The following is a 12,709-nucleotide window of genomic DNA, read 5'->3' as shown; positions in this document are numbered from 1 at the left end:
AAGTTGACATTACCAGTGAGGTAAGGTACATTTGTCGGGTTATGTTCACACCAGTCCGAATTAGTTTAGTACTATTTTAAACAAATTCATACCATCATGTCATCACTGCGCGAGTCATACAAGCAGGAAGGGTACGTTCTGCTGAAAAATTTTCTGGATAAAGAACTAATTACGGCCATCCACCGGGAAGGTCGCCAAATATTTGCCTACCAAATTCAGCGGACGCTCGGCGAAACCGTAGATATTGACGATCTGCCATCGTTCGAACAGGCGATGTACCGGTTTTTTGCCGCCGACTTCACGGCGTTTGCCAACACGGGCAAACAGGTTCAGCACATGGTTTCGCTGCACCGGCTGGGAACCGATTCCCGCATTACGGACACGCTGAAGGAACTGGGTCTGGATTATCCCGTCATCGGTGTCCGGCCGGCCATGATGTTCAACAGCCGGCACCTGGCCAAACGCGATGACTACTGGCGTTTGGGTGCACACCAGGACTGGCGGACGGGTCAGGGCTCGCTCGACAGCGTGGTGGTCTGGTTTCCGCTGGTTCCGGCGGGAGCCGATCTGGGCGCGCTTCAGATCTTACCTCGCAGCCACCGCGCTGGCTTATATGATTCAACCTCAGTAGATTACATCGGCACCATTCCCGACGAACTGCTGACCGACGACTGGCAACAGCTTGAGTTTGAAGTGGGTGATGTGCTGTTTTTCTCCGCTTTTCTCGTTCACCGTTCCGGCGTTAACTCGACGGAGTCGGTCCGGTGGTCGGTGCAGCTTCGGTATAACAACTTACTGGAAACTACATTCATCGAACGCGGCTATCCGTTAGCCTACATCTACAAGCCTCAGGCCGAGCTGATTACGCCCGATTTTCCGGCGGTTAGTCAGATGAATGAAATTTTCAATTAAGATGAAGGTAAGCGTCTGTATCGTTACCTACAATCACGCCAAATTCGTTCGACAGACGCTCGACAGCGTTCTGAGTCAGCAGACGAACTTCGACTTTGAGGTGATTGTAGGCGACGATCTATCGAAAGATAATACCCGCGACATTCTGGCGGAATACCAGGCTCGTTATCCCGATCAAATCCGGTTGCTGCTGCATCCGACCAATCTGGGTAACAACGGCATGCACAATGCCCTGAGCACGTTTAAGGAGGCACGGGGTGAATACATTGCCCAGATGGACGGAGATGATTACTGGATCAATCCCCATAAATTGCAAAAACAGGCCGATATGCTCGATCAGCATCCGGAGTATTCGTCCTGTTTCACGAATGCCAAAGTGGTGTTCGAGGACGAGAAGCTGGAGCCGATCTTCCTGGTAGAAGACAAAAAACCGGTGGTGACCATCGACGATCTGATTGGCGAGGATGAAATTTTTTTCATGGCGACCTCCAGCATCATGTTTCGGAAAAACGCCATACCGGAGTATCCGGCCTGGTATTACCAGTCGCAGAGTGGCGATATTCCGCGGAATGTGCTGCTGGCAAAAGCCGGACCAATTGGGTATATTGACGAGGTAATGTCCGTTTACCGCAAAAACCTCGGCGGTGCCAGTTATGCGGACAATGAAAAGGATAAGAAGTTTCTGAACAACCGGATTCTGATGTATTCCAACATCAACCGGGAGCTGGATTATAAATATGACAAGGTACTGCGCAGGAACATCGCGCGGTATTACAAGCTCATGCTGGAAGCGAACCAGTATAGCGAAAGTTATTTCCGACGCGCCGGAATCGCCCTGAAGTACCTTTATCTGGGCAAACCCAAGCAGGCGGTTGCCAAGGAAATCATACAAAATTACATTGTGCCGGCACCGGTCATGAAATTGTATAGTGCCATCCGGTTAATGCCTTACCGTTTAATGGATCGATCATGAAACTGAGTGTAGTTATTCCCGCCTATAACGAACAGGAATCCATTCCTGAAACGCTGCGATCGTTGTATCAAACGCTGGCAAAATACGGCATTCCGCACGAAATCTGCGTTACCAACGACAACTCCAAGGATCAGACGGCGCAGGTTCTGGAGCAACTGACGCACGAAATTCCGACGCTGGTGTATTACACCAATCCCGGTCCGAACGGTTTTGGTTACGCCGTCCGGTACGGCCTCGAACGGTTTACGGGCGACTGTGTAGCGGTATTCATGGCCGATATGTCCGACGATCCGGAGGATTTAGTGAAGTTCTACTACAAAATGCTGGAAGGCGATTACGACTGCGTTTTCGGTAGTCGGTGGAGCAAAGGCGGCAAAGTGATCGATTATCCCCAGCTGAAAAAAATCATCAACCGGACGGCCAATTTCATCGTTCGCCTGATGATGGGCATTCGCTACAACGACACGACCAACGCCTTCAAACTCTACAAACGGGAAACGATGGAAGGGCTCAAACCGTTTCTGTCTCCCCACTTTAACCTAACCGTCGAATTACCGCTGAAGGCGATGGTCAGGGGCTATAACTACGCCGTAGTGCCCAACAGCTGGACCAACCGGAAATACGGCGAATCGAAGCTGAAAATCAAGGAGATGGGTAGCCGGTATTTTTTCATCCTGCTGTATTGCCTGATCGAAAAATACCTGTCACGGGGCGACTACCGCAAGAAAACCACCAAGCCCGTTGCACCGGTGAGCCGGTAATCCGGCTCTTTAAAACGGCGCCCTGTAAAAAAAGCGCCGTTGAATGCGTATCCTTTTGGGAACCAAACCCGGTTCTTATTTCACCGAAAATTTATAAACGGTTGTACTGGAATACGTTTCCCCCGGCCGTAAAACGGTCGAAGGGAAATTTGGCTTGTTGGGGGAATCAGGAAAATGCTGGGTTTCCAGGCAAAGGCCATACCGCCGTTTATACACCACCCCTTCTTTCCCTTTCAGGCCATTCAGGTGGTTGGCTGTGTAAAGCTGTACCCCGGGTTCGGTGGTATACATCTCCATAAAGCGACCACTTTCGGGGTCGCGAACCGTTGCCCCCAGTTTCAGGTTTTTTGAAGCATCGGTAAATACCCAGCAGTGATCATACCCCGAGCCATACCGGATTTGAACATCCGTGGTATCGTTGATGCGGGCACCGACTACGGCGGGTTTGGTGAAGTCGAAGGCGGTTCCGGCAACGGGTTGGATGGCTCCCGTTGGAATCTGGCTGGCATCGGTTGGCAGATACGAATTGGCCCTGATCATCAGTTCGTAGCCTAAAACATCCCGCTTCATACCCGATAAATTAAAGTACGCATGGTTGGTCAGGTTAACAACCGTGGCCTTGTCCGTCGTAGCCGTATAGTGGATGCGCAGCGCGTTATCTTTTTGCAGCGTATAGACCACTTCGACCGCCAGATTGCCGGGGTAACCTTCCTCGCCGTCGATGGAGGTATAGGTCAGATGTAAAGCCGGTTCATCTCCCGTTACCGGCTTTGCCGTCCACAATTTTTTATCGAATCCGACCCGCCCTCCGTGGATGTGGTTTGTTTTGGTGTTGGCGGCCAGAACGTATTCTTTGCCGTCAAGCGAGAACCTGGCATTTCCAATTCGATTTCCAAACCGGCCAATGATGGGTCCCAAGCTGGGCGTACCTTTTAGATAATCGGCAAACGCAGGCATGCCCAGAATAATATCCTCGTAGGTTCCGGCTTTGTCGGGGGCGGTCCAGGAAACGATGTAACCGCCATAATTGGTAATTTTCACGGTCATGCCCGCCTTGTTCCGGAGGGTAAACAGATCCGCCTGCCGGCCATCCGGGAAAGTACCAAAGAGTGTTTTTTCAATACCGGCCATCGGTTTTGCTGGTTGGTCAGGTTTAGGTCGGGCATACCCGCTCAGTATGCCTAGAATCAGCCCGGAATAGAGGGCATACGAAAAGAATTTCATCGTTTGGCAGGGCTGGGAAGTTTAAAACCGGCCGCTCCTGCACAAAGAGAGAAGTTCGATTCATATACTGTTTTTCGGAAATCCCGGCGGATTACCCGGTACGCGTCCGTCAGATAACCGCCTATGAAACCGATGGGTCGCCGGAGTTTTTCCGCTCAACATCGGCGGGCCATCGTACTGACGTAGTGCTTGACAAATTCGTCGTCGTTCAGGTGCGGATAAGCCGCATAGACCCGGTCAATTTCCTCCAGTTGTCCCGGTGAAAGGTCTTCCGCCGGATTCAGGCACCAGCGGCCTTCGAGCAATCCCTGCCGACGCAGCACTTCGTGAAGCCCCGCAATGCAGCCGTGGAAGGCGTGGCTCGGATCGAAAAAAGCCGCGTTGGTGTCGGTTACTTCAATGTTACGGGTTAGCAATTCTGACAGACCGGCATTTTCGTTGGCAAGGCAGGTTTTAATCTCTTTCAACAAATCGACGGCTTTCCTCGTCCACACGGCCCAATGCCCCAGCAAACCGCCCACAAAGCGTTTTTCAACGGTTTTGCCCGCTACGGTAAAGCGGTAGGTGGTCAGTAGGTCGGCCACAATGTTGTCGTCGTTGCCGGTATACAAAGCGATTTCATCCCGGCGGCTGGAATGGCAAACGGCCCGCACAACATCCAGCGTTTGATACCGGTTGAAACTGGCGACTTTAATGGCCTCAACAGCGGGTATTTCCGCGAACTGATGCCAGAATTCGTAACTAAAAATGCGCCCGCCGACCGACGGTTGCAGGTAAAAACCGAACACCGGAATAATTTCCGCTACCGCCCGGACACGGTCCAGAATGGCCGCTTCGCTCCAGCCCTGTAAGCCGCCCATGCTCAATAAACCCAGATCGTAACCGTACTGAAGGGCCAGTTTCGCTTCGTTACCAGCCTGTTCGGTGGGGCCAACAAGGCCGGCGACTTTGATAAACGGACGATCCAGGTTTGCGTTGTCAATTTCTTCGGCGGCCACCTTCAGAACCGTTTCGAACAGATTGATTTTCGGGTCCCGAATTTCGAACTGGGTGGTATGAACGCCCACCGCCACGCCACCGGCACCACTGGCGATGTAGTAGTTTGTCAGGCCCCGCTGCCGCTTTTCGTCCAACTGCCGGTTGGAGTTCAGGGCCAGGGGATGCGCTGGAATGACCGTACCTGCGTGTAGCAAATCCCGTATTTCAGAACGTAACATCATGCTTTTCTGTGGTTTAAAACTTACCGGTTCGTTCCTGAAAATGCGTGGGTTTGTTGAGGGTTTGCCCACCGCCCTGCAGCCAGGCAACGGTCAGCGCAATCATCTGACGCAGGGTCACGCGGGGATAGCCAAACAGCCGATGTGCTTCGGAGGCATTGCTCAACAGCGCGGTTGGCTGCGGTTCGTTGACAAAAACCGGCGTTTTGTCCAGCAATTTGCCAAACTCCTGCGCCAGCCACTGGATCGAAACCGTTTCCGGCCCGGTGATATTCAGGATTTTGGCGGGCGCGTCGCAGTGCCGCAACGAACGGATGGCCATTTCGTTGGCATCGCCCTGCCAGATGACGTTGGCATTGCCCATCAGCAGACTGATCGGTTTTTCGGCCTGAACGGATTTGGCCATTTCGAGCAGAACACCATACCGCAAATCGATGGCATAATTCAACCGGTAGATCAGCGTCGGAATGTTGTATTTTTCGGAGAAATACTGAAAAACCCGCTCCCGGCCCAAACACGACTGGCCGTATTCGCCAACCGGTTCGGGAGCCGTCGTTTCGGTAGCGCCACCGGAGCCTACGGGCGTAAACGGATAGACATTGCCGGTTGAGAACGCAACAATCCGCGAGTTGCGGTATTTCTCCGCTACCCGGCCCGGCAGGTAGGCGTTCATGGCCCAGGTGAACGCTTCTTTGCCCGTTGTGCCAAACTTGGTTCCGGCCAGATACAGCACGTTTCTTACGTCGGGTAAAGCGGCCAAATCCGTTTCGTTGAGCAAATCGGCGGAAATTGTTTCGATGCCGTCGGCTTCCAGTTCAGCCCGCAGCTGTTTGTCGGAGAAACGCGAAACGCCGATGACGCGTTTCTGAATTCCAGCCTGGTCGATGGCCTGTTTTGCCAGCTGCGCCAGACTCGGCCCCATTTTGCCGCCAACGCCCAGAATGATGATGTCGCCGTCGAGTTCGTATAAATCCGCCATCAAAGCCGCTGAAGGCTTAAGTAATTCCTGTTCCAGTGTGTGTAAATCGTTCATTTTACTGATTTACGGTTAATTATTTGAAAAACAATTGATTGACATTGCTCAGAGCCAGCGCAAAAATCAGCAGTAATCCCAGCGCACCGGCTATTTTGACGGCTACAGAGTTCGCATACTGCCCCATAATCCGGGCGTCGTTGGCAATGGTGTAGAGGGCAACACCGATGAAGGGGACCACCAGAATGGTAATGCTTTGGGCAAAAATGATGAGGTCGAGCGGCAATTTCCCGAAAACAATAGCGATCGTGGCCCCAATCACCATGACCAGGGCAATCAGGTATTTGACCATTTTTGAGCCCAGCTGACTGCCATAGCCCAGCGCATCGCCCAGTAAGGTTCCGCCGACGGTGGCGTTACCAACCAGCGACGAAAAGGAAGCGCCGAACAATCCGATCAGGAATAAGGAAGAGGCATAAGGGCCAAAAATGGGCTCGAGCGCTTTTCCCATATCGGAAGCACTGGTTACTTTGATTCCCTTCGGATGCAAAACGGCCGCAGCACAGACCAATACCGTAGCGCTCATCAAACCCATCAGCGTCATACCGGTAACAGTATCTACTTTTTCATTCCTGACTTTTGGATTAATCCGGACCCGCTCCTGCACCAGATACGACTGATAAAACGCACCGACAATTGAAAAGCAGGACGCTGTAAACGCGATGACTAACCCTAATGAGCCCGGCGGAAGCGACGGCACAAAGCCGGTTGCGACCTCGGTATAATCCGGACTCGAAAAGGCCAGCGTGGCGATGAAGGCCACCAGCATGACGCCGACCAGAAGAATCATGAGTTTTTCAAGTACTTTATAGAACGTCTTCAGAAACAGCAACCCGATTCCTAAAACGGTAAACAGAATGATCCAGACTTTCATAGGCGTGTGAGTCGCTTCGGCAATGGAAATTCCGACGCCGACGGAGTTGCCGGCCTGGAATGACGTTGCCACCAAAAAGACGCCAACTCCCACCGCTATCGCCACCGGATGGCCCCATTTCTGGCGGATCGTAGCCAGCAGGGACTGGTTGGTCGCCAAACCGATCCGGGCCGCCATTGCCGTAAAGACAATCATGAAGAAGATCGCCATCACAATGATCCAGAGCAGGGAATAGCCGTATTCGGCACCCAGCTTCGAGGTAATGGTCATTTTGCTGGGCCCAAAAACCAGAGCGGCCGTAATGATGCTCGGCCCCAGCGAGGACAACCAGCTTTTTAAAGTTCGGGGCGAGGTTCGGACCTGACCCGATTGCGCAGGCAGCTCATTCGGTGAATCAGCGGTTTTTGGGTGCATGACGGTAAGGGATATCAGTTTGGTTTCGAAGATAGGCTTCCGGGATCAATATCCTTCGTTTTGGGTTAAAATACTGGCAATTTGAAACATTCCGGTGGTTTTTGCCTGTTGCCATCCGTTCATGTTTTAGATTTTTTAACAAACGATATCCGATTGATTTTGATAGGTTTGCTCCTATTCCGGCTTGCCATGAAACGACCCTCTGCCCACAGTTTACACGAACTGCAACTGCTGCCTCAACGTCCCATCCCCCGGCACACGATCGAACCGGGTAGTGCCGACGAACAAACGGGCGTTCTGAACGGACTTCAATAATGTCTTTGCATGCATTAAGCCGAACGTCCAACCAGAACTGAAGCACAGGACGGGTTTTCAGCCAGGTCTTACGAATGCGCACGCCAACGGATGCCAGAAAGCCGCCTGTTGTAACCCCAAAGTCGCTCAATAAAAAGTACCACTTACCAACGATCCACCACGCCCCTATTTTTGCAACGGCTAATCCGGGATCAATCAGCTCGCAGCGGGTTATTCTCCCCGTCGATGCGGTACCAATCCGGGTTAGCGGTCACTACTACACACTATAAAAAGTAAACAACAAAATGAATCAGAAAACATCAGCCGCGTTTGTCGGCGCTTCGTGGGTGGCCTTGGGCACCGGCATGTTGGGCTATTTAATCGGGCTTTGGCGCTCCGACATGCTTTTAAACGAAAAAGGATTCTATTTCACCGTCCTCATGTTTGGCCTGTTCTCCGTGGTTTCGCTGCAAAAAAGCGTCAGAGACCGGCTGGAGGGCTTCCCGGTAACGGATATTTATTATGGACTGAGTTGGTTTTCGACCTTGCTTTCCATTGCGCTGTTGACCATTGGCCTCTGGAACGCTACCCTTTTGCCCAGCGAAAAAGGCTTCTATGCGTTTGCTTTTATGCTGGGGTTGTTCGGAGCCATTGCGGTGCAGAAAAATACCCGCGATAATCAGGAATTCACGAAGAGAGGCTAATTGAATTGCGCCTGAGCGGTTTTTAACCATCCAAAAACCGGTTTTCCGTTTTGTCGATTCCCTTTCGTTTTTAATAAAAAAACCGAATGACCTCACCCGGGTATTCGGTTTTTACTTTTCATGGCGTTTTACAACCTTTATACCACGAAACGGGTCTTCACACGAACAAATCAGGCTACGGCTTTACAATGAAACGCTCCCTCTTCCGGTTATTACCGGTTTTCCTGACGCTGCTTATGGCCTGCAAAGAAAAAGCGGTCGATCCGACCAGGCGGGTGCGGACCGTTAGTTTGCAGATTTCCGTAGCAGGCACTTTCTATGACCTGAGTTGGGAACCCAATCGGATCGTTTGTATTACGGCCCCCTGCCCCGATGTGGCCGACGTGGAAGCGCAGGAGTACGAGGTTCAGGTTGCCACCAGCGAATTGGGGGCATTTCATACCTACCGGACACTCAGCGCCGACGCAAAATCGATTCGTATTCCGGCGGCCGACGTTGGCGAGCAGTTGGTGGCCCGAATTGTGTCAAAAAACAAAGGAGCGCCACCCGCGAACTCCAATCCGGTCATGGCCAGCACGGCGTTTCTTTCGCAATCTGCTTACTACCCCGGCTTCGGACTAACCAATGACGTTGTTGGTGGCGATGTAACCCCGGATGGTGCCAAAGCAGTCTACACGGTATTGGTTCAGGAAACCGCTGGTACGTATGCCACGCCACTCTACGTTGCCGACCTGCAAAATGAGCAGCCCATCACGATAAAACTAATAACCCGGCTGGGGGCGGAAGCCTCGTTTTCCCCGAATGGGAACCAGTTGGCTTACCCGTCCAAAACGGAGAATGGACTCATTATCTACGATATGAAAACGGCAACGAGCCGAACGCTGCCCGTTGCTGATGTCACCGGGATTGGGTCGATAGCCTGGTCGCCGGATGGCAAATGGCTGGCCTACAGCACGGTTTCCAACGACGAATCCCGTTTGTGGAAAATGGCGACCTCGGGTGGCCCAGCCACGGCCCTCACCCCGGTTTTGCCCGTTCATGAATCAAATTACATCCGCCAGAGCAGCCTGGACTGGTCGCCCGACGGTCGGTTTATTGCCCTGTCACGCGCCCGGAACGACAATTCCAACGATAAATGGCGGGCTACCCTTTCGTTTTATTCACCCGATGGCAGTGGCGAAGTGCGTTATTTTGAAACGCAACCCAGTTGGATCGATACCCAGCCGTCGTTTTCGCCCGACGGCAAACAGCTGGCTTTCCTGAGTTCAAGAACCGACGGGCTCAACACGTCCTACAGCCTCTGGGTGCGGGACGTTGCAACGGGTAAGATTCGGCAAATCAAGCTGTTGCCGGGTTTGAACCCTTCAAGTGATTACGCCCCCCGTTGGGTTGGCAACGAAAGACTGGTTTTTATGGCGGTTGTACAGGGCAAGAAAGCGTATTATTCGGTGTTTTTGTGAGAGCCGAACAACTGATCCAGCTTATCTCATTTCCTTAAAATTCCACTCGCGGAACTATCTCCGTCTCCGTTCTCGCTCGCGTACCGCAAGTGAGAAATAGGAGAAGGGCTTCTAGCCCGAAGCTGGCTTTTGGTGTACTGTTTAGACCCGTGCGGGGACGGGCCGGAGGCCCTGAGGATACGAGTCACTCGCGGCACGCGAGCGACAACGGGGGCTTAGGATCAATCCCCACCGCGTCCCTTTATTTTCGTAAAATCCCGTTGCCGCCAAACCGGCTGAATAATTCCGGGAGTTCGTAGATCGCCAGCGTAAAGATGATTCCCCACACCAAGGCGCTGATCAGCATGTAACCAAAGATCAGCGAACGGCTTACTTTAAATGAAACTGCCAGAATCGTTCCGCCGATGGGCGTCAGGAGCAGGGGCGTCAGGAAAGCGATGCCCAGCATCCCGGCCCGTTTCCAAACCTTCACCGCCAGCCGCGTCCGCGGGGTAAACCGCTTCGGCTTCGTGCGACGCAACCGGGCGAGGAGGAGTTGCAAACCCGCACCCGTGTATGTTACCAGCACCACACTAACCATCATGCCGGCCACGGTAAACAGCCAGGTTTCTACCCACGTCAGACCTACGGCGACGCCCGTTACAGGACCGCCGACAAACTTCAGCATACTGGCAACCAGAACCGATAAATATTTTGCAACCTCCATAGTGGGAACCAACCGAACTAAATTTCGTTAAAATTAACAGCATTAACGACTAAATAGTTATAGTATGCCGGTTCTCCGACATTCTTCGTACCCCGGAGCACCCCGGTATTTGATCAATGGGCATTTTGAAACCATCATTCCCAGCATCCTGCGCAAAGTCGAAGGCGTGGTGTATGAACGGGAACGGCTGACCCTGGCCGACGGCGATTTTGTGGACCTCGACTGGATGGACCGCCAAAGCGATAAAATCGTCATCGTGACGCACGGGCTGGAAGGCGACTCCAACCGGCATTATATCAAAGGAACCGCCAAACTCTTCGCCCGGCAGGGCTGGGATGTTCTGGCGTGGAATTGCCGATCGTGCAGTGGCGAAATGAACCGGGCGTTCCGGCTCTACAACCACGGCGAAATTGGCGACATCGCCGAAGTGATCGACCACGTTTTGCGGACCAAACCCTACCGGGAAGTGGCGCTCGTCGGCTACAGCATGGGCGGCAACATCGTGCTGAAATACGCAGGCGTTCACGGGAAAAATGCCCCCGATGTCATCCGGAACGTCGTGGCGGTTTCGTCACCAACGGATCTGGAAGCCAGTGCCAAACTGCTCGACCTGCCCAAAAACCGGTTCTACCGCAACCGGTTCATGAAGAAACTCATCATTAAATTACAGCAGAAATCCGATCGGTTTCCGGGCAAACTGGACATGACCAATTTGGAACAGGTCCGGCTCTGGCGCGATTTCGACCATCATTTTTCGGCTCCGGTGAACGGGTATCGCGACGCCGATGATTTTTATACCCAGGCTTCAGCGGTCAATTACATGGGCGGTATTGCCGTTCCGGCGCTGCTCATCAACGCCCAGAACGACCCGCTGCTCTCGCCCGAATGTTCGCCCGCCTGGCTGGCCGAAAGCCATCCGCACCTGTATCTCGAAACGCCCAAAACCGGGGGGCATGTGGGTTTCGCCGTTCGTGGCGACGAATTTACGTGGGCAGAGCGCCGGGCGCTGGAGTTTGTTCTGCAGGCAGAGCGGTAATACCTTTCCATTTTAGCCTTATCTTTCGGCGTCATTTAATCCTAGCTCATGAACCTCGTTTACGCAGACGCTTACACCCTCAACCCCGGCGACCTCGACTGGACGCCCATTCAGTCTCTCGCCCATGTTACGCTCTATGACCGCACCGCGCCCGAACAATTGATCGACCGGCTGAAAGATGCCGATATGGTGCTCGTCAATAAAGTAAAAATGAACCGCCAGACGCTCGAACAGTTGCCCAAACTGCGGTACATCGGCGTAACGGCTACGGGATTTGACATCATCGACGTGAAAGCGGCCCGTGAACACGACATCGTGGTGACCAATGTCAGAGGATACAGCACGGATTCGGTGGCGCAGGTGACGTTTGCGCTCCTGCTCGAACTGACGCACCACACGGGTTTGCACACCGAAAGTGTCCGGGCGGGCGACTGGGCGCGGAATCCGGATTTCAGCTACTGGAAAACCCCGTTGGTCGAACTGGCCGGAAAAACGCTGGGAGTCGTCGGGTTCGGTGACATCGGCAAACAGGTGGCCGCCATCGGTTTAGCGTTTGGAATGAAGATACTGGTCAACCGACGTCATACCGATGAGCAACCGCCCGCCGGTATTCGCTACGTCGACCAGGCCACGCTTTTTGCCGAAAGCGACGTAGTGACGCTCCATTGCCCGGTAACCGACGAAAACCGGGCGTTTGTCAACCAGGATTTGCTGAGCCGGATGAAACCGACGGCTTTTTTAATCAACACCAGCCGTGGCGCACTCATCAACGAAGCCGATCTGGCCGAGGCCCTGAACCAGGATCGGCTGGCCGGAGCCGGGTTGGACGTCCTGACGGTGGAACCGCCTTCGGCGACTAATCCGCTGTTTTCGGCCCGTAACTGCCTCATTACGCCCCACCTCGCCTGGGCCACGCGGGAATCCCGTCAGCGGCTTTTACACGAAACCGCCGAAAATATTCGCGCCTTTTTTTCCGGAAAACCGAGAAACGTCGTGAATTGAACCCGATTTTTTTGATCTTTTTTCTCGCCCCGCAACGCTTTGCGGGGCTTTTTCGTCTTATACAATATACCGTTTCGTCAATTTTGGCAACTTGTTGTT

General features: G+C 53.1%; 13 protein-coding genes. 8 read left to right on the top strand and 5 right to left on the bottom strand.

Features of this window, described 5'->3' with window-relative positions; all coding sequences use genetic code 11:
• Nucleotides 1-96 precede the first annotated feature (96 nt).
• Genes EHT87_RS20790 through EHT87_RS20780 form a run of 3 tightly spaced genes read left to right on the top strand, consistent with a single transcriptional unit; the run spans nt 97 to nt 2,646 of the window.
• The gene (locus tag EHT87_RS20790) at nt 97-912 is read left to right on the top strand and encodes a phytanoyl-CoA dioxygenase family protein (protein WP_124908583.1); all 816 of its coding nucleotides are present in this window, start codon (nt 97-99) and stop codon (nt 910-912) included.
• Nucleotides 896-1,885, top strand: coding sequence for a glycosyltransferase family 2 protein (locus tag EHT87_RS20785; RefSeq protein WP_229321213.1), 990 nt, complete (start codon nt 896-898; stop codon nt 1,883-1,885). The genes EHT87_RS20790 and EHT87_RS20785 overlap by 17 nt, the downstream gene beginning before the upstream one ends.
• Nucleotides 1,882-2,646 carry a glycosyltransferase family 2 protein gene (locus EHT87_RS20780; protein ID WP_124908581.1) on the top strand — a complete coding sequence of 255 codons (765 nt, stop codon included), beginning with the start codon at nt 1,882-1,884 and terminating at the stop codon, nt 2,644-2,646. Before EHT87_RS20785 ends, EHT87_RS20780 begins: the two co-directional genes overlap by 4 nt.
• Before the next feature lie 75 nt (nt 2,647-2,721).
• Here EHT87_RS20780 and EHT87_RS20775 read toward each other — a convergent pair whose 3' ends face one another.
• The 4 genes from EHT87_RS20775 to EHT87_RS20760 all read right to left on the bottom strand — a co-directional run bounded on the left by EHT87_RS20775 (nt 2,722) and on the right by EHT87_RS20760 (nt 7,408).
• Nucleotides 2,722-3,870 (bottom strand): aldose epimerase family protein, encoded by a 1,149-nt coding sequence (locus EHT87_RS20775; RefSeq protein WP_124908580.1) that lies wholly within the window; start codon nt 3,868-3,870, stop codon nt 2,722-2,724.
• A 155-nt stretch (nt 3,871-4,025) separates the two neighbouring features.
• Entirely contained in the window at nt 4,026-5,090 is a 1,065-nt protein-coding gene (locus EHT87_RS20770) for a dihydrodipicolinate synthase family protein (RefSeq protein WP_124908579.1), read from the bottom strand.
• 13 nt (nt 5,091-5,103) lie between these two features.
• Nucleotides 5,104-6,120: an NAD-dependent epimerase/dehydratase family protein gene (locus EHT87_RS20765; RefSeq protein ID WP_124908578.1), complete on the bottom strand. Its 1,017-nt coding sequence runs from the start codon at nt 6,118-6,120 to the stop codon at nt 5,104-5,106.
• 19 nt (nt 6,121-6,139) lie between these two features.
• Nucleotides 6,140-7,408 carry an Nramp family divalent metal transporter gene (locus tag EHT87_RS20760; protein WP_124908577.1) on the bottom strand — a complete coding sequence of 423 codons (1,269 nt, stop codon included), beginning with the start codon at nt 7,406-7,408 and terminating at the stop codon, nt 6,140-6,142.
• A 189-nt stretch (nt 7,409-7,597) separates the two neighbouring features.
• On the opposite strand from EHT87_RS20760, the gene EHT87_RS31765 reads away from it, so the two are divergent.
• The 3 genes from EHT87_RS31765 (at nt 7,598) to EHT87_RS20750 (ending at nt 9,866) form a co-directional block, all read left to right on the top strand.
• A complete protein-coding gene (locus tag EHT87_RS31765; RefSeq protein WP_262707757.1) occupies nt 7,598-7,723 on the top strand; it encodes a hypothetical protein in 126 nt (41 codons plus the stop codon).
• A gap of 284 nt (nt 7,724-8,007) precedes the next feature.
• A complete protein-coding gene (yiaA, locus tag EHT87_RS20755) occupies nt 8,008-8,406 on the top strand; it encodes an inner membrane protein YiaA (RefSeq protein ID WP_124908576.1) in 399 nt (132 codons plus the stop codon).
• Nucleotides 8,407-8,594: 188 nt separating this feature from the next.
• Complete coding sequence (locus EHT87_RS20750) at nt 8,595-9,866, top strand: TolB-like translocation protein (protein WP_185716297.1); 1,272 nt, start codon at nt 8,595-8,597, stop codon at nt 9,864-9,866.
• Nucleotides 9,867-10,107: 241 nt separating this feature from the next.
• Here the strand turns inward: EHT87_RS20750 and EHT87_RS20745 are convergent, their stop codons facing one another.
• Nucleotides 10,108-10,572 carry a hypothetical protein gene (locus tag EHT87_RS20745; protein ID WP_124908574.1) on the bottom strand — a complete coding sequence of 155 codons (465 nt, stop codon included), beginning with the start codon at nt 10,570-10,572 and terminating at the stop codon, nt 10,108-10,110.
• Nucleotides 10,573-10,636: 64 nt separating this feature from the next.
• On the opposite strand from EHT87_RS20745, the gene EHT87_RS20740 reads away from it, so the two are divergent.
• Nucleotides 10,637-11,608 carry a YheT family hydrolase gene (locus tag EHT87_RS20740; RefSeq protein ID WP_124908573.1) on the top strand — a complete coding sequence of 324 codons (972 nt, stop codon included), beginning with the start codon at nt 10,637-10,639 and terminating at the stop codon, nt 11,606-11,608.
• 48 nt (nt 11,609-11,656) lie between these two features.
• Nucleotides 11,657-12,610, top strand: coding sequence for a D-2-hydroxyacid dehydrogenase (locus EHT87_RS20735; RefSeq protein WP_124908572.1), 954 nt, complete (start codon nt 11,657-11,659; stop codon nt 12,608-12,610).
• The last annotated feature ends 99 nt before the right edge of the window (nt 12,611-12,709 follow it).

Source organism: Larkinella knui (genome assembly GCF_003858645.1).
Taxonomy (GTDB): Bacteria; Bacteroidota; Bacteroidia; order Cytophagales; family Spirosomataceae; genus Larkinella; species Larkinella knui.
The sequence above is the reverse complement of the archived record's forward strand: the minus strand, read 5'-3'. Positions and strand labels throughout refer to the sequence as shown.

What these genes read in the sequence shown, in the direction of transcription:
- EHT87_RS20790 (WP_124908583.1), top strand. Translation starts at nt 97, where the DNA reads ATGTCATCACTGCGCGAGTCATACAAGCAGGAAGGGTACGTTCTGCTG.
- EHT87_RS20785 (WP_229321213.1), top strand. Translation starts at nt 896, where the DNA reads ATGAAATTTTCAATTAAGATGAAGGTAAGCGTCTGTATCGTTACCTAC.
- EHT87_RS20780 (WP_124908581.1), top strand. Translation starts at nt 1,882, where the DNA reads ATGAAACTGAGTGTAGTTATTCCCGCCTATAACGAACAGGAATCCATT.
- EHT87_RS20775 (WP_124908580.1), bottom strand. Translation starts at nt 3,870, where the DNA reads ATGAAATTCTTTTCGTATGCCCTCTATTCCGGGCTGATTCTAGGCATA.
- EHT87_RS20770 (WP_124908579.1), bottom strand. Translation starts at nt 5,090, where the DNA reads ATGATGTTACGTTCTGAAATACGGGATTTGCTACACGCAGGTACGGTC.
- EHT87_RS20765 (WP_124908578.1), bottom strand. Translation starts at nt 6,120, where the DNA reads ATGAACGATTTACACACACTGGAACAGGAATTACTTAAGCCTTCAGCG.
- EHT87_RS20760 (WP_124908577.1), bottom strand. Translation starts at nt 7,408, where the DNA reads ATGCACCCAAAAACCGCTGATTCACCGAATGAGCTGCCTGCGCAATCG.
- EHT87_RS31765 (WP_262707757.1), top strand. Translation starts at nt 7,598, where the DNA reads ATGAAACGACCCTCTGCCCACAGTTTACACGAACTGCAACTGCTGCCT.
- yiaA (WP_124908576.1), top strand. Translation starts at nt 8,008, where the DNA reads ATGAATCAGAAAACATCAGCCGCGTTTGTCGGCGCTTCGTGGGTGGCC.
- EHT87_RS20750 (WP_185716297.1), top strand. Translation starts at nt 8,595, where the DNA reads ATGAAACGCTCCCTCTTCCGGTTATTACCGGTTTTCCTGACGCTGCTT.
- EHT87_RS20745 (WP_124908574.1), bottom strand. Translation starts at nt 10,572, where the DNA reads ATGGAGGTTGCAAAATATTTATCGGTTCTGGTTGCCAGTATGCTGAAG.
- EHT87_RS20740 (WP_124908573.1), top strand. Translation starts at nt 10,637, where the DNA reads ATGCCGGTTCTCCGACATTCTTCGTACCCCGGAGCACCCCGGTATTTG.
- EHT87_RS20735 (WP_124908572.1), top strand. Translation starts at nt 11,657, where the DNA reads ATGAACCTCGTTTACGCAGACGCTTACACCCTCAACCCCGGCGACCTC.